Origin of the sequence: Pseudomonas sp. MYb327, assembly GCF_040438925.1 — a bacterium.
Taxonomy (GTDB): domain Bacteria; phylum Pseudomonadota; class Gammaproteobacteria; order Pseudomonadales; family Pseudomonadaceae; genus Aquipseudomonas.
This window is the reverse complement of record NZ_CP159258.1, coordinates 4,205,137-4,224,565: the sequence shown is the minus strand read 5'-3', so window position 1 is coordinate 4,224,565 and position 19,429 is coordinate 4,205,137. Positions and strand designations below refer to the sequence as shown.

The window sequence follows — 19,429 nt, the reverse complement described above, 5'->3', positions numbered from 1 at the left end:
TTGCTCAGGAGTCACTTTATGCTTAGCGTCCAAGACCGTGCCATCGTCAAATCCACTGTGCCGCTGCTGGAAAGCGGTGGCGAAGCCCTGATCACTCACTTCTACCGCATGATGCTGTCCGAGTACCCGGAAGTTCGTCCGCTGTTCAACCAGGCTCACCAGGCCACCGGTGACCAGCCGCGAGCCCTGGCCAACGGTGTGCTGATGTATGCGCGCCACATCGACCAGCTCGATCAGTTGGGTGACTTGGTAGCCAAGATCATCAACAAGCACGTCGCCCTGCAGATTCTGCCAGAGCACTACCCGATTGTAGGCACCTGCCTGTTGCGTGCCATCGCCGAAGTGCTGGGCGAAGAAATCGCTACTGCGGAAGTCATCGCGGCCTGGGGTGCGGCTTATGGTCAACTGGCGGACATTCTGATCGGCGCCGAAAAAAGCATCTACGACCAGAAAGAACAGGCACCGGGCGGCTGGCGCGGGGCGCGGGAATTCATCGTCGCGGCCAAGGTCGAGGAAAGCACGGAAATTACCTCGTTCTACTTCGAACCGGCTGACAAAGGCCCGATTCTGGCGGCAGAGCCAGGCCAGTACATCGGCATGAAGCTGACCCTCGATGGCGAAGAGATTCGTCGCAATTACTCGCTCTCAGCGTTGGCGAACAAGGGTCAGTACCGCATCAGCGTCAAGCGTGAGGCGGGCGGTCGCGCCTCCAATCACCTGCACGACCAGTTGCACGTCGGTTCGAGCATCCAGTTGTTCCCGCCATCGGGCGAGTTCACCCTGACCGCCAGCGAAAAACCGTTGGTGCTGATCAGCGGCGGCGTGGGCATCACCCCGACTCTGGCGATGCTTGAAGCGGCACTGGAAACCCAGCGCCCGGTGCACTTCATTCACTGCGCCCGCAACGGCAGCGTTCACGCGTTCCGCGACTGGATCGACGGGCTGGCCGAGCGTCACCCGCAGCTCAAGCGCTTCTACTGCTATTCCGAGGATGACGGTGTCAGCCCGGCGGCGCATAAAGTTGGCCTGTTGAGCCAGGAGCAACTGGGCGAATGGCTGCCGGCAGAGCGCGACGTGGATGCTTACTTCCTGGGGCCTAAAGGCTTCATGGCGGCGATCAAGCGTCACCTCAAAGCCTTGGGTGTGCCCGAGAAGCAAAGCCGTTACGAGTTCTTCGGGCCGGCTGCGGCGCTGGAGTAAGTTACAGGCGCGGTGAGTCAGGCTCACCGCGTCGCAAACATCGCGGGCAAGCCACGTTCCTGCAGGATACTTGTCGTTCGCATCAGAGTGAATCGACACAAATCTGTAGGAGCGTGGCTTGCCCGCGATTGCTTCACCTCTGTCTTGAATTGAAAGTCCGCTCGAAAGTTAATCTCTTCTTAACCGTCTTGTCGTCTATTCCCTCCGACACCCGCCGATACGCGCCATGCTCTCAAACGTCAGGGCCAGCGTGTAGACTGGCGGGCATTCGATATCTTGAAGGGAAACGCGATGAGCGAGGAAACAATGCGGTTGGGGCGTGAACGACGCTATCTGGTGTTGCTGGGCATCATCTGTCTGGCGCTGATTGGCGGGGCTCTGTACATGCAAGTCGTCCTGGGCGAGGCGCCGTGCCCGCTGTGCATCCTGCAACGTTATGCCTTGTTGTTGATCGCGATTTTCGCCTTCATCGGCGCGGCCATGCGCACTCGACGCAGTATCACGGTGTTTGAAACCCTGGTGGTGATCTGCGCGCTGGCGGGCGTCGGCGTGGCCGGGCATCACGTTTACACGCAGTTCTATCCTGCGGTCAGTTGCGGCATCGATGTGCTGCAACCGATAGTCGATGGCTTGCCGTTGGCGAAGATATTCCCGCTGGGTTTTCAGGTCGATGGATTCTGCTCGACGCCGTATCCGCCGATCCTAGGTTTGTCTCTGGCGCAATGGGCGCTGGTAGCCTTCGTGCTGGTGGTGGTGCTGGTGCCGCTGCTGACGATGCGTAACCGCAAGGCACTGCGCTGAGAGCATCCGCTCTATCGTTTGTCGAACAAAAAAACGCCCCGGCCCTCTCAAGTGAGGGCCGGGGCGTTTTTGCATATCAGAGGCCCGTTGAAAACACCGTCGCAGGTGTAAACAGGGGGGCGACACGCGTGCGACATGTTGTCACATCTTGAGTGCCGCACCGGCTTTCGCAGTGTCGAATTGGTAGGCACTCCCGCAATGAAATTGGTCTGTTTTTGAGGCGGATCCTTTTGCCGTCGCCAGACGGAAGCAGGCATTTTTAACAGGCTCTGGCGATTTGCCAGAGCCCTTGTCATATGGGCGCTTGGGCGGGGTAGAGAACAGCTGTCGGGCCACTGGACCTGTCTGAAATGCGGGTGGTGGCCCTACTGTTTTTGGTGTTTTTGTTGAGAATTAATTCCGATAACATGCGCCACTTTTACGCATTCCGCGAAGCATTGTTGCGGCCCGGGATATAAATTATTTCGGGATGAGACATGGTTTAAAAAACGCTACATAACTACAATCGCCCGCACTGAATTCCCGGCGCTGCTCAGCCTCACGAGGTATTTGAGCAGGAACAGGGTGTCGAGAGGCCGGGTGGCTTCATGCGACTTCCAGGTGTCGGTGCCTCCAACTATCCGCACCAAATGGAATTGGTCTGTAACAAGGCCTTTGACCACGAATTCGAATAAGAACTCAACGCTAGCCCAGGATTTGTCGAAACGCGTCTGACGCACGACGGGCCAGCCCTTATTCAATCCAAGAAAAATGCCAACCCTTGGCAGGGTGAAGTGTTGGCGATCAAAACCCAACTGCATTGCGCAAGCTGCTTTAGAGGTCGTGAGATGAGTAAAAACAGGTACCCCAGACTACTAGGCTTATTGCCGCTGATCGGCACGTTGCTGCTGTCAGGCTGCAACATGACCTTGCTCAATCCCAAGGGCCAGGTCGGTCTGGACGAGCGAAACCTGATCATCACCGCAACGCTGCTGATGCTGTTGGTCGTGATCCCGGTCATCGTCATGACGTTCCTGTTCGCCTGGAAATACCGCGCGTCCAACACCAACGCCACCTACACCCCGAAATGGAACCACTCCACCAAGATCGAGATCGCGGTGTGGGCAGTTCCAATTCTGATCATCATTGCCCTGGGTTACGTGACCTACAAGTCGACCCACGCCCTTGACCCGTACAAGCCGCTGGAATCCGACGTCAAGCCAGTGACCATCGAAGTGGTCGCGCTGGACTGGAAGTGGCTGTTCATCTACCCGGAACAAGGCATCGCCACGGTCAACAAGATCGTGTTCCCGGCGCACACCCCGATCAACTTCAAGATCACCTCTGACGCCGTGATGAACTCGTTCTTCATTCCTGCGCTGGGCGGCCAGATCTACGCGATGGCGGGCATGCAGACCAAACTGCACCTGATCGCCAACGAGAACGCTGAGATGGACGGTATCTCCGCCAACTACAGCGGCGCCGGTTTCACCGGTATGAAATTCAAAGCGATCGCAACTTCCCAGGAAGATTTCGACGCCTGGGTCAGTGAAGTCAAAAAGGCACCTAAACAGCTTGAACAAGCTGAATACGCAGCCCTTGCCAAGCAGAGCCAGAACAACCCAGTCGAGCTCTACTCCTCGGTCACACCGAACCTGTTCCAGACCATCGTCGACAAGTACGAAGGCATGAAACCAGGCCCGAAAGTGAAGCACGAGAAGAAAGAGAAAGAAGTGGCCGCTACGGACATGGACTCGCATTCAGCTGCCGGGGCAGAGGAGTAAACGATGTTTGGTAAATTAAGTTGGGAAGCGGTCCCGTTCCACGAGCCGATCGTAATGGTGACCATCGCCATGATCGCGCTCGGCGGTCTGGCACTGTTCGCTGCAATCACCTACTTCAAGAAGTGGACCTACCTGTGGACCGAGTGGCTGACGTCGGTCGACCACAAGAAAATCGGCGTGATGTACATCATCGTCGCCATGGTCATGCTGCTGCGCGGTTTTGCCGACGCCATCATGATGCGTACCCAACTGGCCATGGCCACCGAGGGTTCGCCTGGCTACCTGCCACCTGAACACTATGACCAGATCTTCACCGCTCACGGTGTGATCATGATCATCTTCATGGCGATGCCATTCTTCACCGGCCTGATGAACCTTGCAGTGCCGCTGCAGATCGGCGCGCGTGACGTTGCCTACCCGTTCCTGAACTCCCTGAGCTTCTGGCTGCTGGTTTCCGGCGTGGTGCTAATCAACCTGTCCCTGGGCGTCGGCGAATTCGCCAAGACCGGTTGGGTTGCCTATCCGCCGCTGTCGGGCCTGCAATACAGCCCTGGCGTGGGGATGGATTACTACATCTGGGCGCTACAGCTATCCGGGCTAGGTACGACGCTAACGGGGGTCAACTTCCTGGCCACCGTGCTGAAAATGCGTACCCCTGGCATGAAGCTGATGGACATGCCGATCTTCACCTGGACCTGCACCTGGGCCAACGTCCTGATCGTGGCATCGTTCCCGATCCTGACCGCTACCCTGGCACTGCTGACGCTTGACCGTTATATGGATTTCCACATTTTCACCAATGAACTTGGTGGCAATCCAATGATGTACGTCAACCTGTTCTGGGCGTGGGGTCACCCTGAGGTGTACATCCTGATCCTGCCGGCATTCGGCATTTTCTCGGAAGTCATCTCGGCCTTCACCGGCAAGAAACTGTTCGGCCACCACTCGATGATCTACGCATCGGGCGCAATCTCGATCCTGGGCTTCATGGTGTGGCTGCACCACTTCTTCACCATGGGTTCGGGTGCCAGCGTCAACGCCTTCTTCGGTCTGGCGACGATGCTGATTTCCATCCCGACGGGTGTGAAACTGTTTAACTGGCTGTTCACGATTTACCAAGGTCGTCTGCGCTTCACCAGCCAGGTTCTGTGGACCCTGGGCTTCATGGTGACCTTCGCCATCGGCGGCATGACCGGCGTACTGCTGGCCATCCCGGGTGCTGACTTCGTGCTGCACAACAGCCTGTTCGTGATCGCGCACTTCCACAACGTGATCATCGGCGGCGCGGTATTCGGTTACATCGCAGGCTTCGGCTTCTACTTCCCGAAAGCGTTCGGCTTCAAGCTGCACGAAGGCTGGGGTAAAGCAGCGTTCTGGTTCTGGATCTCGGGCTTCTTCGTCGCGTTCATGCCGCTCTATGCACTGGGCTTCATGGGCATGACCCGTCGTCTGAACGCCACCACCAACCCTGAGTGGGTGCCGTACCTCTACGTTGCGATGTTCGGTGCGGTGATGATCGCTGTCGGTATCGCTTGCCAGCTGATCCAGCTCTACGTGAGTGTGCGTGACCGCAACAAGCCAGAGAACATGTGCGAACACGGCGACCCGTGGAATGCCCATACCCTGGAATGGTCGACCTCGTCGCCACCTCCGTTCTACAACTTCGCTGTGCTGCCGAAAGCCGATTGCGTCGATCCGTTCACCGAAGCCAAGGAAAACGGTACCGCGTACCAGACTCCGGCCAAGTACGAACCGATCCACATGCCAAACAACACCGCCACTGGTGTGGTCATGGGCGCTCTGTTGACGGTGTTTGGTTTCGCGATGATCTGGCACATCTGGTGGCTGGCAATCGCTGGCCTGGCCGGCACCGTGATCTACTTCGTGATCCACGCCGCTCGTGATGATCAAGGCTATTACGTGCCGGTCGACGTGATCGAGCGCATCGAAGCCGAGCAGCACAAGCGTCTGGTAGCGGCCGGGAAAGTCCCAGCCACCGCCACCCGTGTTGAAACCTCGTTGGAACAGGCTTAAACCATGTCGAACTTAGTGACCAATGCTGGACACACCCATGTCGATGGACATGGGCATGATGACCATCACCACGACTCGGGCGAGATGACCGTATTCGGTTTCTGGCTCTACCTGATGACCGACTGCATCCTGTTTGCGTCGATCTTCGCAGCGTACGCGGTACTGGTTAACAACGTAGCGGGTGGCCCGTCGGGCCACGACATCTTCGAACTGCCGTACGTACTGGGCGAAACCGCTCTGCTGCTGTTCAGTTCGATCACCTACGGCTTCGCCATGCTGGCGTTCTTCCGGGGTAACAAGAAGCAGGTCCTGGGCTGGCTGGCCCTGACCTTCCTGTTCGGTGCCGGCTTCATCGGCATGGAGATCAACGAGTTCCACATGCTGATCTCCGAGGGCTACGGCCCTAGCCGTTCCGGCTTCCTGTCCGGGTTCTTCACCCTGGTCGGCACCCACGGTCTGCACGTGACCAGCGGTCTGATCTGGATGGCGATCATGATGTACCAGGTGCAGAAAAACGGCCTGACGGCGACCAACAAGACCCGTCTGAGCTGCCTGAGCCTGTTCTGGCACTTCCTGGACGTGGTGTGGATCTGCGTATTCACGGTTGTTTATCTGATGGGGACTATGTAAATGGCTAACGCAGCTCATTCCCACAATGGCCACGACGACGCCGGTCACGGCAGCGTCAAGTCCTACGTCATTGGCTTCGTGCTGTCGGTGATCCTGACCCTGATTCCGTTCGGTCTGGTGATGTACCCGACGCTGCCGAAGTCGATCACCCTGTTGATCGTTCTGGCCTTTGCGGTGATCCAGGTGCTGGTGCACCTGGTGTACTTCCTGCACCTGGACCGTTCCGCTGCGCAGCGTAACAACGTGATTGCGTTTGTCTTCGCCGCGATCGTGATCGTCCTGCTGGTTGGCCTGTCGCTGTGGATCATGTTCAGCATCCACACGTTCATGATGGCGAAGTGAGGTAAGTCCGCATGTCCTTTAAGCACTTTATCCAAATCACCAAACCGGGGATCATTTTCGGTAACGTGCTTTCTGTGGCAGGCGGATTTTTCCTGGCCTCCAAAGGGCATGTCGATCTGGCCATTTTCCTGGCCGCCATGATCGGCACGTCCCTGGTGGTTGCCTCCGGTTGCGTGTTCAACAACTGCATCGACCGCGACATCGACCTGAAGATGGAACGCACCAAGAACCGGGTGCTGGTCCAGGGCTTGATCTCCCTGAAGCTGGCCCTGATCTACGCGACCGTCCTGGGTGTCGCCGGCGTTGCGCTGTTGTACAAGGTGGCCAACCCGTTGGCTGCGTTGTTCGCAGTCATCGGCTTCGTGATCTACGTCGGCTTCTACAGCCTGTACCTCAAGCGCAAGTCGGTTCACGGCACACTGGTGGGCAGCCTGTCGGGGGCGATGCCGCCGGTGATCGGTTACGTCGCCGTCAGCAACACCTTCGACATGGCCGCGCTGACCCTGCTGGTGATGTTCAGCCTGTGGCAGATGCCGCATTCCTACGCCATCGCGATCTTCCGCTTCAACGATTACCTGGCCGCATCGATTCCGGTGCTGCCAGTGAAGCGCGGAATCCAGGTGGCCAAGAAGCACATCCTGATCTACATCCTGGCCTTCCTCGTGGCGACCTTGATGTTGACCTTCAGCGGCTACGCTGGCATGAGCTACCTCGCCGTCGCCGCGGCCATGGGCATGTACTGGTTGTACATGGCCTGGACCGGCTACAAGGCAGTGGATGACACGGTCTGGGCACGCAAGCTGTTCGTGTTCTCGATCTTCACCATTACCGCGTTGAGCGTGATGATGTCCCTGGACTTCAAAGTGCCGACAGAGTTGTTGCTGACGTACGCGCCTTAAGCTTCAGATGCAGGATCGAAAAGCCCCGCCTTCGAGAGAAGAGCGGGGCTTTTTGCTGAGTGGCGGATTTTATCGAGTGCCTTCCACTGCGAGTTAATCGATTCATCTGAATCGCCCCGGTAGCGAGAATCTGAACTAATCTGTCAAACCATTGGATGCAATGACCGATCAAGGGGCGCAGATGACTGAACACAAGACTTGCGATGAACGCTTCATCGCGCTGGCTAAAGAGGTTGGCTACGACATCTACGGCGAGAATACCGCCGGCGGGCATTACGCTCCGCTGATTCGGCATCACGATGAGCTCTACATCAGTGGCCTGGTGCCGCGGATGAATGGCGAGATTCAGTACCCGGGCCGGGTAGGGCAGGAGTTGTCGCTGACAGATGCGCAAAGAGCCGCCAGCATCAGTGCGTTGCGCGGGTTGGCACTGATCGTCGATGCCATCGGTTCACTGGACAAAATCAAGTCGCTGCTGCGCGTCACGGTCTACGTCAAATCCACCGGGGATTTTGTCGACCTGAGTGAAGTGGCCAACGGTGCGTCGGACGTCTTCAGCCATGTGCTGGGCGATGCTGGTAAACATACGCGGACCACGGTCGGTGTTTATCAGTTGCCAAAAAATGCGGCCATCGAAGTCGACATGGTCGCGGCGTTGCGGCCAACAGCGTTGTAAAGTGGTTGCTGATGAAAATGCAGGCATTAAAAAGCCCCGCACTGAGTCTCAGGGCGGGGCTTTTCGGTGTCTATGACGAGTATTACTGTGCAGCGATGCTGTAACCGTCAAATGCGGTCTGCTGTTGCAGTGCGGTGATGATGTTCTTGCGATTGACGGCCTGTTCCGCGCCGGTATTGTCGAGGAAGGTTTCGCTTTCCAGCTCAGCTTCATCGCCTTCACCGACGAAGGTGAAACCCAGGAACTCCAGCGCTTCACGGTCAACGTTCAAGCGCGAACGCGGGGTACGCAGCGGCAAGGTGACGCTGACGCCGTCCTTGCTGATGGTGAACACCTCGACGTCCTTCTTGGCCCGTGCCGCTTTGCTCTTGCCGCTACCCGGGTTGCTGATGGCCTGGTGAGTCTGGTTCAACACTTTCAATGCCAGCCCGTAGACGATTTCCTGAAAGGCTGGATCGTCCTTGAAGCTGGAAAGGATGCGATTGATCGAAAACTTGCTGCTCAGGTCTTCCAGGGCGGCAATGTCGGCGGCCTCGGCGTCTTTCAACTGCTTGAGTTCGCCCATCAGCTCATAGGCCTTATCGTCGTCGAAGCTGTCGTGGGCCTGGCGAATGGCTGCGCGCAGTTCGCGGATCTGGTCGCTTTCGCGGGTGGACTGGAAAGCGTCGAGGACCATCTCGCTGATGGTTTTCGCCTGGGGCACGTGTTGTGAAAGATTGATGGAGTTTTCGTATTCCGCTTTGGACGACAGGGTGACTACGGATTCAGCGGTGTTGGAATCGGACATTGAAATTTCACTACTTCTTTAACTTGAATAGAGGCGAGAAAGCACGGGGGCCTTTTCAGGTCGCCTAATCTATTGGACCGGGGCGGCGTTGTCACGGACCAACAGACATAGCCGTGAAGGAGCTCAGGTTTACCCCGGTGTATTCAGGTTCATCGAACGCTCTGCCAACGCCGATGCAGTTGCTTCATCCACCGCCAGTGAAAACCGGAAGGTCGCGCCGCGCCCGGGAACATCGATCAACTGAATATCGCGCCCATGCAATTGCAGGATGCGATGCACAATCCGCAGGCCCAACCCGCCATCACGCCGTGCGCCGCCGATATTGAACGGCCGCAGGAACAACCCTTCACGCAGCTCCGGGGCTATACCAGGACCGGTGTCGCTGACAGTCACTTCAATAAACGACCCTTGCGGGCGCAAGCCGAGTTCAATTTCCCCACCGGGCGGGGTATGGCGCAGGGCGTTGTCGAACAGGTTGGTCAGTACCCGCTCGATCAACCCCAGGTCGGCGCAGGTCGAAGAAACATTGGGCGCGAATGTAGCCTTCAGTTCGACCTCACGCGCCTCGGCGGTCAGTTCGAATTTCTGGAAGATGTCCTGTGCCAGATCGGTCAGGGAAAAGCGCTCCAGCACCGGTTGCACAAAACCATGTTCCAGCCGCACCAGTTCCAGCAACGACTGCGCCAGACCGCCGACCTTGCGGCTTTGGTCCAGTGCGATGCCGAGGTAGCGGCGGCGGTCGGCGGGGGACAACGTGGCGTCCTTGAGCGAGAGGGTTTCCAGGTAACCATGCAGCGACGCCAGCGGCGTTCGCAGGTCGTGGGAAATGTTCGCCACCAGTTCGCGGCGCTCCTGATCCTGGCGGGTCAACGAACGCCATTGTTCACCAAGTCGCGCCTGCATCTGTCGGAAGGTAGCGTCGAGTATTGCAATTTCGTCGTGGCTGGCAGCTTTATCCACCGGAGCCGTTAACGGTACCGAGACCGGCACACCATCGATATCGAACTGGCTGACGGTTTCGGTCAGGCGCCGCAACGGCCGAGTGATCAGGGCAAACGCCGTGAGACCGGCGATCAGGCACAGCAGCGCCACCAGTGCGATGGACATCAATGCGGTATTGAGCGCTGCACTGGTGGCACCGCGTTCAGCGATGCGGTCGTGGTCTTCGCCGAGCAAGACCACATACAGATAGCCTGCCGGTTTGCCGTCGACCTTGAGCGGCGCGGCGCTGAAGACCTTGAGCCCATCGTTGCTGCGCGGATCATCGCCGGGAATCGGCAGGGTATCGCCCCTGAGCAGGCGCTGGATCGGCGCCAGGTCGACCCGTTCGCGTCGTATCCGCCCCTCGGGTGCGGCGCTGCCGACAATCTTGCCCTCGGTGTCCAGCAGATAGACCTCGACACTGGGGTTGACCAGCATCAGCTTGCTGAACAGGTCACGCACGGCATCGGGCATCAGGCCCTTGCTGTCCATCAGCACCGTGTCGCGGGCGATGTGTTGCGCCAGATCCCGGGACAGCCCTTGCACCACTTCCTGTTCATGCATCTGGTTGGAGCGCACTTGCATCCAGGCCGACGTGCCGCAGCACACAAGCAGCAACATGGCGAACACCATTGACAGGCGTTGTGTGAGGGTCAGCCTCATGGTTCCTGCTCCTGACGGGTGGCGAATTTGTAGCCGCGCCCCCACACCGTGAGGATGCGCGCCGGTTGAGCCGGATCAGCCTCGATTTTCGCGCGCAAGCGGTTGATGTGCGTGTTGACCGTGTGTTCGTAGCCCTCGTGGCTGTAACCCCAAACGGCGTCGAGCAGGTCCATTCGTGAAAATACTTTTCCGGGCTGGCGGGCGAAGTAGTGCAGCAGGTCGAACTCCCTGGGCGTGAGATCGAGGCGACGCCCTTCCAGGGACACTTCGCGAGTAATCGGGTCGATGGTCAGACCATCGATGTCCAGGCCACCGGCGTCCATTTTCAGGTTACGGGCCATGGCGTCGACACGGCGCAACAGCGCTTTGACGCGTGCCACCAGTTCAAGCATGGAAAACGGCTTGGCCAGATAATCGTCGGCGCCCAGTTCGAGCCCCAGGATCCGGTGCACTTCGCTGGAGCGCGCACTGGTAATGATGATCGGTGTATAGCGCGCCATGGCCCTGGCACGGCGGCAGATTTCCAGGCCATCGACGCCGGGCAGCATCAGGTCGAGAATCAGTGCATCCCAACTTCCTTGCTGCAGCAGACGCATGCCTTCATTGCCATCGGCGCAGTGCACCACCTCGAACTGCTCATCACGCAGATGCAGGCAGATAAGGTCGGCGATATGCAGGTCGTCCTCGACCACGAGGACACGTTTGGTCTGTTCCATCCAGCTCAATCCTTCGGCGCAATGAGCGCATTGTGCGGGTTTTTCGGGGCCTGAGTTATCACGAATTATTTAACTTTCCGTGAGGATTTGGCGATCAACCCAAGCCTAGGCTGTGTTCCATGACAGGCACCTGGAATTTTCGGAGACAAGCATGTTTTCACGACGGCAATTTCTGTTGGCGAGCGGCGGGCTGGGGGTCGCAGCCCTGGCGATCGGTGTATTGCCAAAATTTTCCACGGGGTCTGCACTGATCAGCGATGCCAGCGCGGCGGAGGTATTCGAAGTGAGCCACAGCGACAGCGAATGGCACTCGATCCTGAGCGACGAGCAATACGAAATACTCCGCGAAGAGGGCACTGAACGGGCCTACAGCAGCGCGCTGAACAATGAGCACCGAGACGGCACGTTCGCCTGTGCCGGTTGCGATTTACCGCTGTTTTCTTCCGCGACCAAATTCGACAGTCGCACCGGTTGGCCCAGTTTCTGGGCTCCCCTGGAAAAGGCTGTTGCCACCCGCCAGGACCGCTCCTTCGGCGTACTGCGCGAAGAGGTTCATTGCCGCCGATGTGGGGGCCATCTGGGCCATGTTTTCGATGACGGACCCAAACCCACCGGGCTGCGCTACTGCATGAACGGCCTGGCGATGATATTCAAACAGGTGTGATCCCGAAGTTCGGTTGATCGCGATTGCAATTACTCAGGAGTCAGCCCCATGAAAGTTGTATTCACCTGGCGCCGTACGTTGTTAGGCCTGGCCGCTGCCGGCGTCATTGGCCAATGCCTGGCCCTCTCTTTCGGTGCTGAAGATGCGGTCGTCATTCCACCGCCGAGCATCGACGAAATCACCCAGGCCCACAGCGAAACCGTAGTCTTTGCCGGGGGTTGTTTCTGGGGCGTTCAGGGTGTGTTCCAGCACGTCAAAGGCGTGAAGAAAGCTGTTTCCGGTTACGCGGGTGGTGCCGCCAACACGGCGCAGTACGAGCGTGTCAGCAACGGTGATACCGGGCATGCGGAAGCCGTCGAAGTCACCTTCGATCCGGGCCAGGTCAGTTACGGCAGTCTGCTGCAAATCTACTTTTCAGTAGCGCATAACCCGACCGAACTTAATCGTCAGGGGCCAGACCACGGGACGCAGTATCGCTCGGCGATATTTGTGCAGAACCCGGAGCAGCAACGTGTGGCTCAGGCTTACATTGCCCAGCTGGACAGCGCCCGCTCGTTTGACAAACCCATTGTGACCAAGCTGGAAACCTACAACGGTTTCTACCCGGCGGAAGAAGAGCATCAAGACTTTTTGACCGAACATCCGACCTATCCCTACATCGTGATCAACGATCTACCGAAGGTGGCCCAGCTCAAGCAGTTGTATCCGCAGCGGTATCAGGAAAAACCGGTGTTGGTGAAGGCGGGTATGTAGGAGAGAGGGGATGAGCGGGGATGGCACTCATCCGCTAATGACATTCTTGCCGGAAATCTTTGACCGATAGAGCGCTTGGTCGGCCCGGGCCATGAGGCCGGTCTGCTGCTCATCTTCAAAACGCTGGACTACGCCGAAACTCATAGTGACCTGGAAGTCCCCCACGGGCGGCAGACTGCCGAGCCTGTGGCGGATTTTCTCGGCGAGAAGCCTGGCATCAGCAAGAGAAGTATCGGGCAGGATCACGATGAACTCGTCACCGCCCCAACGGGCGAACAAATCGCCTTCGCGTACGCAACGTTCTACGCTCTCGACCACCTGCACCAATGCAGCATCGCCGAGTGCATGGCCGTAGTGGTCGTTGATGGTCTTGAAGTCGTCGATGTCCATGGCGATCAGCGCCAGTGGCTGCCGAAAGCGTTGGGCGCGCTCGCACGCCTGGGGCAGGGCTTTTTCCAGTCGATAACGATTGGCAACCGAGGTCAGTACATCGGTTTCCGCCAGCTTGCGGTTCTCTTCGAGTTGAATCTGCAGTTGCTGATTGACCCGGGACAATTCACGGGTGCGTTCTTCAACGATGGCTTCAAGGGACTGATTGCGTCGTTCGAGTTCTTCCAGCAGACGCTTTTTGTCTTCGATGCTGCGGTGTGCGCCGACCATTCGCGCTACCGAGCCATCGGCATTGCGCGCCAGTACGTAGCCACGATCTTCGATCCAGGTGTAACTGCCGTCCTGCATACGGCAACGATATTCGGCCTGATAAGCAGGCGCATGCTGCGTCAGGTAGGCATCGAACTGCGCCATGACGTGCGGGTAATCGTCCGGATGGATCACGCTTTCCCAGGTAAACACGTTGTTATCCAGGGAGTGGGGGGTGTAACCGAGCATTTTGTACCAGCCAGGGTTGCGGTAGACGAAACCGGTATTGGCGTTCCAGTCCCAAATACCGTCGCTGACCAATTCCAGGATGGTGTGCAGCATGTCGTCGTTCATGTCCGACACGTTGAACTTCAACGGTTCGACGTTCGATGCTTCACCCATTGCTGCTCTCCATGGCGTCCTGATATCAAAATGACCTGCCTGTCGCGCAGATTAGTGCATGGCGCCACGGCCCCGCTAGTGCTTGCCCCACATCTGCACGGCGAAGTCGACGAAACGACGCAGTTTCGGCAAGCGGTAGCGATCCTGGGCGTATACCAGGTGCATCGGTCGACTCGGCAGTCGATAACTCTGCATCAGCGCCACCAGTCTTCCGTCCTTGAGATCCTGCTCCACCAGCGCATCCGGCACCATCACAATGCCCATGCCGGTGCGTGCGGCCTGATGCAGGCCCGATGAGCTGTTGATCAACATCGATCCGCTGACCGCCACCACGACTTCGCCTTCCGGGCCGCTCAGGCGCCATTGTTTTTCCACGGACTGCCAGTCGTCGCCGGCCGGGTAGGCAAACGCCAGGCAATCATGGTGTTGCAGGTCTTCTGGTTTTTCCGGGGTTCCACGGCGCGCCAGATAGTCTCTGGAGGCGCACATGGTCAGGGTGTAATCAATCAACGGGCGGGCGATCAAGTTGGAAGGTTCGAGCGCACCGAGACGGAATGCCACGTCAAAGCCATGATCCATCAGGTCCGGGCGGCGATTGGTCAGCACTACGTCGAGCTTCACCCGCGGGTTGTGCAAGCTGAATTCACTCAATGCGGGCGCCAGGCGTTCGGTGCCGAAAGTCAGCGGCGCCGTGATGCGCAGCGTGCCGCTGGGCTCATCGAGCGCCTGCTCGGCGAGACGTTCGGAATCTTCCACCAGCCCTAGGACTTCGAGGCAGCGCTGATAGTAAGCGGTGCCAAATTCCGTCAACCGCTGACGCCGCGTCGTACGGTTGAGCAGGCGCACACCCAGGCGCTGCTCCAGCGCTTTGAGGTGATTGCCGACCATTGTCGTGGACATTTCGCACTGCTGCGCCGCGGCAGTCATGCTGCCGGCTTCCACGACTGTTACGTAAACGGTCATTGCTTGGAACAGGTCCATTATCAAGCTCAGCTTTTAAATGATTGAAGTTTTGCAGCGTTTATCCAGCTCAGGTGGATAACCATACTGCAAAAACACCGACAATTGATGGAGCCTGATGTCATGACCGCCGCCTGCCTGATGAGCACTTACCAACCCCTGGCCTTGAGTTTCAGCAAAGGCCTGGGAACGCGACTGTGGGATCAGGCCGGTCGTGAATACCTCGATGCAGTGGCCGGGGTGGCGGTGACCAACGTAGGCCATTCCCACCCGAAAATTGTCGCAGCCATCAGTGAGCAAGCCGGCTTGCTCCTTCACACCTCGAACCTCTACAGCATCGACTGGCAGCAGAGGCTGGCACACAAACTCACCGGACTGGCGGGCATGGACCGGGCGTTTTTCAACAATTCAGGGGCCGAGGCCAATGAAACAGCGCTGAAAATCGCGCGGCTGTATGGCTGGCACAAAGGCATCGAACAGCCGCTGGTGGTGGTCATGGAGAACGCTTTTCATGGCCGGACACTCGGCACCCTGTCCGCCAGCGATGGCCCGGCGGTCAGATTGGGGTTCAACAAATTGCCGGGGGATTTCGTCAAAGTGCCGTTCGGCGATCTCCAGGCTCTGGACCAGGTGCAGCAGGTCTATGGCGCGCGCATCGTGGCGATTCTGATGGAGCCGATTCAGGGCGAGGGCGGCGTGCAACTGGCGCCGCCCGGCTATCTCAAAGCCGTGCGTGAACTGTGCGACCGGCGCTCGTGGTTGATGATGCTCGACGAAATCCAGACCGGCATCGGCCGGACCGGCCAGTGGTTCGCTTTCCAGCACGAAGGCATCGTTCCCGACGTCATGACCCTGGCCAAAGGACTCGGCAACGGCATCCCGATCGGCGCCTGCCTGGCCCGTGGCAAAGCCGCCGAACTCTTTACCCCTGGTAGCCACGGCAGCACGTTCGGCGGTAACCCGCTAGCTTGCCGGGTCGGTTGCACAGTGCTGGAAATCATCGAAGAACAAGCGTTGCTGGACAACGCGCGGCTACAGGGCGAACGCCTGCTCGGCAGGTTGCGCATGGAACTGGCGGATAGCCCGAACATAAAAGCGATCCGCGGCCGGGGTTTGATGATCGGCATCGAACTCAAGCAACCGATCCGCGACCTGAGCCTTATCGCCGCACGGGATCACGCCTTGCTGATCAACGTAACCCGGGGCCAGACCATTCGCCTGCTGCCACCGCTGACGATCGATGAACGGGAGGTGGAGATGATTGTGAGAGGGGTGAGCCACTCGATAAAAGTCGCTTGAAATATGCTCCTACAGGGGGATTTTCTGCGTTGCGAATTCGGTGATATCTGCCCGGTTCTGCAGCTGAAATTTTGAGCCGACAAAACTTTCGAATAATTGCTGATGTACGCCAAATCCACTGGAGTCCTCACGCAACCGATAGCTGCCGGCCCACTCCAGCAACGCGACCAGCAACTCATCCTTCTTATCCCGTTTCGCCTCGCGCTGGCGAATGTTGGCGATGCAAGTTTCGTCGTCAACGGTTAGCCAGATCAGTGCTGTCGCTCGAGGCAAAAGCTCGCTGACGATCCAGCCGTACACACCTTCGATCACCCAACGCTCTGCACCGGCAGCGATCCGCGCCAGGGCCAATGCTTCGGCGCGGGGGCGGGCGATGCTGTGTTCGTCGGATAGCCAGTGAATCAGGTCGAGATCGGTCCACGGCGCCTGGATTTGCTCGGCCAGGCTTTGCGCCAGCCAGCTTTTGCCGGAACCGGAATTGCCGATGATCAGGGTTCGGGTGAGATCCATGGGCGACACCGATTCGTCGTAGGAGCACGCTTGCTCGCGAAACAATCCATCAGGCACTTCGAGGGTGATTGTCAGGGCGCCATCGCGAGCAGGCTCGCTCCCACAGGTTTTTTAATCATCTCCCTCAGGCGCCACCATCCGCGTTTTCGGCGAGCCATTGGCGTTGTGCTGGAAAATATCCCGTGGCTGCCCTTGTTCATTGAAGAACACCTGGCCGATTCCCGCCGAGTTCCACAGCCGTTCGCCCGCTTCAGCATGCTCCGGGACGTGCGGGACGATGCGCATGCGCCGACGTTTGGTCAGCCAGTTGAGCGGCGAGCGTGGGGAGTACAACCAGCGGTTGAGGCGGTCGAACCATTCCAGCAGTCTCGGCGGAAACTCATTCTTGATGCCGCTGCTGGTGATCTGCCAGATGCGCGGCCCGGCCTTGCGGTGTCGGATCAGTACTTCGTAGACGAAGGAATAATGCACATCGCCTGACAGCACCACGTAGTTACCCGGTGTCCGCGAGTGTCGGAAAATGTTCAGGATCACCTGCGCCGCACCGCGATGGGCCATCCAGTTTTCCGCGTCCACCAACAGTGGATAGCCGCACCAACTGAACACCCGTTGCACGGTCTCGATCAGTTTGACGCCGAACACCGGCGCTGGCGAAACGATGATTGCTGACGGGTGGTCCAGCAGTTCCTGTTGCAGTTCGCTGAGGGCTTCCCAGTCGAGCAAACCCGAGGGTTGCTTGAGTGTCATCTCGCTGCGCCAGCGCCGCGTGCGGGTGTCGAGCACCACCATCGCCGGGCTGGTGGGCAGCACGTAATGCCACTGCTGGAAACGCAGCAACTCATCGATCAATGCGTCCTGCACCGGGCTGTCGAGGTAGCGGTCTTGACCGGTGGCACTCAACGAGCCAGCTTTTTCCAGTACGCCGCGGAACGCATCCGGGTTGTTGCCCCAGCCCTGGCACAACATGTAGGCGAGCAGCGCGTTGCCGATGATGCGTTTGGAGAACGGATGGCCGTAGGCCGTCTCCTCCCATTGCGCGGAAAGGTTCCAGTCATCGGTAATGTCGTGGTCGTCGAAAATCATCAGCGTCGGCAAATGCGCCAGCGCTCGCGCTACGTTGCCCAGGCCTGCCTTGAAACCGTCGATGCGCGTCTGTTCCAGCGCATAACGCTCCCGCCGTTCCTTGATCAGTTTCGGCGGCTTTGGTGCGATCAGCGACCAAGGCGTCGGCGACCAGACCAACAGATACATGGCCATGACTTCAGCGAAAGTCACCAAATGATTGTCGGCACTGCTGCTGGTGAAAATCGGCTTGCGCACACCGCCGAAGAAGCGATCACGCAGGGTTTCGTTGCTCTTCAGTGCCGGCAGCAAATCGGCGCGGTGGTAGTAGCAGGCAGCGTGGCCGTACAGTTCGGCACTGTCGCTGACGACGGCGCCTTCGAGGTGCTCACCGAACAAACCCAGCCGCTCGATCAAGGCATGAATCGCCCGCAGCATTGGCCCGGCGACATCGTCGGCGTAGACCTGGTCGCCGCTCATCATCAGCAGCGCCGGGCGCTCCCTGGCATCGTGTGCTTGCGCCAACAGGGCATCGACGCAGAGCAGACCGTCGGCCGCCGGGTGATGGGGTTTGCGGCAGGATCCGTGCAGCAACTGATCGATCCGCGAGCGCAGGACGAAATTCGGACGCACAGCATCGCCATAAAGCAGATGCGGCGCCCAATCGGCGATACCTTTGCCGTCACTCATCAACAGGTCGTATTCGATGCGCTCATCACAGGGCAGAGCGTTGTCCAGTTGCACATCGATCAAATGCACGAAAGCATGAGTGCCCACCGCAATCACCGTGCACTGCCCGGCGTCGAGGCGGATATCGGCGACACCCTGCATGCGCAAGGTCAGTTCCAGCACTCGCGAAGCCACCAGCCACAACACCAGCCGCGTGGGTTCCAGACGCCGCAACAGCGGGCCGGCGAGTACCGGTGGCAGGGAATTAAGATCGGTGGGCGGTGGCAGGGTTACGGACATCCGGGTCAGGGCTCTTGGGGCGCAGAGGCGGGCGATGATATCGCAGGTGGCGGCAGGACAGGCTAATGTGAATCGGCAACGCCGTTTGTCGGCGCTTCAACACATTTTTAATTGCACAGAGGTACGCATGAACAGATTTATCCTGCCGGCGCTGGCCCTTGTGATCCTGGGCCAATCCCCGGCCTACGCCATCAACGACAAGTACCGCAAACAGCTTGAGGCCTCGGGTTGCACCCAGGTCAGCGAGTTGGAGGGGTGCGACATCCACAAGAGCAAGGCTGAAAACGCCAAGGCCGGATTCAGCAATCCCCAAGCACCAGCCGCCGACGACAGTACAACCACCCAGACCCCGTACGCCGGGCAGTGGGTCGCCAAGAGTGATGCCGGCGCGACGGTCGCCACCATTCGTATCGATTCCAAGGAGAACGTCTGGGTCAACGGCGAACGGGTCAAGGCCAAGCGCACCGATGGCACGCTGCAATTTCGCCAGGGCAAGCTCACTTTCACGATCCAGGGCGACCGGCGGTTGGAGAACGAGGACTACTGGACCGACAGTGGTGCCGGCACCAAAGGGCCTATTCAGATCGAATAGCCGAGGAGGGGGCTGCCACACCTGTCATGAAATGAAAAGCCATTGTCGCCTGATGAGAAGCGTCGCATCAGGCCGCAACCTACAGTC

General features: G+C 58.7%; 19 protein-coding genes. 12 read left to right on the top strand and 7 right to left on the bottom strand.

Going from position 1 to position 19,429, the window contains the following annotated elements; translation table 11 throughout:
* The first annotated feature begins 18 nt into the window (after positions 1-18).
* The 8 genes from hmpA to ABVN21_RS19040 all read left to right on the top strand — a co-directional run bounded on the left by hmpA (position 19) and on the right by ABVN21_RS19040 (position 8,345).
* A complete protein-coding gene (gene hmpA / locus ABVN21_RS19075; RefSeq protein ID WP_339553394.1) occupies positions 19-1,200 on the top strand; it encodes an NO-inducible flavohemoprotein in 1,182 nt (393 codons plus the stop codon).
* 291 nt (positions 1,201-1,491) lie between these two features.
* Positions 1,492-2,001: a disulfide bond formation protein B gene (locus ABVN21_RS19070; RefSeq protein WP_339553395.1), complete on the top strand. Its 510-nt coding sequence runs from the start codon at positions 1,492-1,494 to the stop codon at positions 1,999-2,001.
* 827 nt (positions 2,002-2,828) lie between these two features.
* Positions 2,829-3,764, top strand: a complete 936-nt coding sequence (gene cyoA / locus ABVN21_RS19065) for a ubiquinol oxidase subunit II (protein WP_103394228.1) — start codon at positions 2,829-2,831, stop codon at positions 3,762-3,764.
* Positions 3,765-3,767: 3 nt separating this feature from the next.
* Positions 3,768-5,798, top strand: a complete 2,031-nt coding sequence (gene cyoB, locus ABVN21_RS19060) for a cytochrome o ubiquinol oxidase subunit I (protein ID WP_339553396.1) — start codon at positions 3,768-3,770, stop codon at positions 5,796-5,798.
* A gap of 3 nt (positions 5,799-5,801) precedes the next feature.
* Positions 5,802-6,428 carry a cytochrome o ubiquinol oxidase subunit III gene (locus tag ABVN21_RS19055; protein WP_007986828.1) on the top strand — a complete coding sequence of 209 codons (627 nt, stop codon included), beginning with the start codon at positions 5,802-5,804 and terminating at the stop codon, positions 6,426-6,428.
* Positions 6,429-6,770, top strand: coding sequence for a cytochrome o ubiquinol oxidase subunit IV (gene cyoD / locus ABVN21_RS19050; protein ID WP_339553397.1), 342 nt, complete (start codon positions 6,429-6,431; stop codon positions 6,768-6,770).
* 11 nt (positions 6,771-6,781) lie between these two features.
* Positions 6,782-7,669 (top strand): heme o synthase, encoded by an 888-nt coding sequence (cyoE, locus tag ABVN21_RS19045; protein WP_339553398.1) that lies wholly within the window; start codon positions 6,782-6,784, stop codon positions 7,667-7,669.
* Positions 7,670-7,850: 181 nt separating this feature from the next.
* Positions 7,851-8,345: a RidA family protein gene (locus ABVN21_RS19040; protein ID WP_339553399.1), complete on the top strand. Its 495-nt coding sequence runs from the start codon at positions 7,851-7,853 to the stop codon at positions 8,343-8,345.
* An 82-nt stretch (positions 8,346-8,427) separates the two neighbouring features.
* Here the strand turns inward: ABVN21_RS19040 and ABVN21_RS19035 are convergent, their stop codons facing one another.
* From ABVN21_RS19035 to ABVN21_RS19025, 3 genes are all read right to left on the bottom strand, one after another.
* Entirely contained in the window at positions 8,428-9,132 is a 705-nt protein-coding gene (locus ABVN21_RS19035) for a hypothetical protein (protein WP_339553400.1), read from the bottom strand.
* 129 nt (positions 9,133-9,261) lie between these two features.
* Positions 9,262-10,776 carry a HAMP domain-containing sensor histidine kinase gene (locus ABVN21_RS19030; RefSeq protein ID WP_339553401.1) on the bottom strand — a complete coding sequence of 505 codons (1,515 nt, stop codon included), beginning with the start codon at positions 10,774-10,776 and terminating at the stop codon, positions 9,262-9,264.
* Positions 10,773-11,492 carry a response regulator transcription factor gene (locus tag ABVN21_RS19025; protein ID WP_339553402.1) on the bottom strand — a complete coding sequence of 240 codons (720 nt, stop codon included), beginning with the start codon at positions 11,490-11,492 and terminating at the stop codon, positions 10,773-10,775. The genes ABVN21_RS19030 and ABVN21_RS19025 overlap by 4 nt, the downstream gene beginning before the upstream one ends.
* Before the next feature lie 151 nt (positions 11,493-11,643).
* Here ABVN21_RS19025 and msrB point away from each other — a divergent pair, with 151 nt between their 5' ends.
* Together msrB and msrA are read left to right on the top strand one after the other, a co-directional pair.
* The gene (gene msrB, locus ABVN21_RS19020) at positions 11,644-12,156 is read left to right on the top strand and encodes a peptide-methionine (R)-S-oxide reductase MsrB (RefSeq protein ID WP_339553403.1); all 513 of its coding nucleotides are present in this window, start codon (positions 11,644-11,646) and stop codon (positions 12,154-12,156) included.
* 48 nt (positions 12,157-12,204) lie between these two features.
* The gene (gene msrA / locus ABVN21_RS19015; protein ID WP_339553404.1) at positions 12,205-12,909 is read left to right on the top strand and encodes a peptide-methionine (S)-S-oxide reductase MsrA; all 705 of its coding nucleotides are present in this window, start codon (positions 12,205-12,207) and stop codon (positions 12,907-12,909) included.
* A 27-nt stretch (positions 12,910-12,936) separates the two neighbouring features.
* Here the strand turns inward: msrA and ABVN21_RS19010 are convergent, their stop codons facing one another.
* Both ABVN21_RS19010 and ABVN21_RS19005 read right to left on the bottom strand, forming a co-directional pair.
* A complete protein-coding gene (locus ABVN21_RS19010) occupies positions 12,937-13,950 on the bottom strand; it encodes a diguanylate cyclase (protein ID WP_339553405.1) in 1,014 nt (337 codons plus the stop codon).
* Between the two features lie 75 nt (positions 13,951-14,025).
* Positions 14,026-14,931 (bottom strand): LysR family transcriptional regulator, encoded by a 906-nt coding sequence (locus ABVN21_RS19005; RefSeq protein WP_339553406.1) that lies wholly within the window; start codon positions 14,929-14,931, stop codon positions 14,026-14,028.
* Positions 14,932-15,033: 102 nt separating this feature from the next.
* Here ABVN21_RS19005 and ABVN21_RS19000 point away from each other — a divergent pair, with 102 nt between their 5' ends.
* Positions 15,034-16,209 (top strand): aspartate aminotransferase family protein, encoded by a 1,176-nt coding sequence (locus ABVN21_RS19000; protein ID WP_339553407.1) that lies wholly within the window; start codon positions 15,034-15,036, stop codon positions 16,207-16,209.
* Between the two features lie 9 nt (positions 16,210-16,218).
* Here the strand turns inward: ABVN21_RS19000 and ABVN21_RS18995 are convergent, their stop codons facing one another.
* Together ABVN21_RS18995 and ABVN21_RS18990 are read right to left on the bottom strand one after the other, a co-directional pair.
* Positions 16,219-16,719 carry an adenylate kinase gene (locus tag ABVN21_RS18995; protein WP_339553408.1) on the bottom strand — a complete coding sequence of 167 codons (501 nt, stop codon included), beginning with the start codon at positions 16,717-16,719 and terminating at the stop codon, positions 16,219-16,221.
* 111 nt (positions 16,720-16,830) lie between these two features.
* On the bottom strand, positions 16,831-18,750 hold the full coding sequence (locus ABVN21_RS18990; RefSeq protein ID WP_339553409.1) for an alkaline phosphatase D family protein: 1,920 nt from the start codon (positions 18,748-18,750) through the stop codon (positions 16,831-16,833).
* Positions 18,751-18,877: 127 nt separating this feature from the next.
* Between ABVN21_RS18990 and ABVN21_RS18985 the strand changes: the two genes are divergently transcribed.
* Complete coding sequence (locus tag ABVN21_RS18985) at positions 18,878-19,342, top strand: hypothetical protein (RefSeq protein ID WP_339553410.1); 465 nt, start codon at positions 18,878-18,880, stop codon at positions 19,340-19,342.
* Positions 19,343-19,429: the final 87 nt, after the last annotated feature.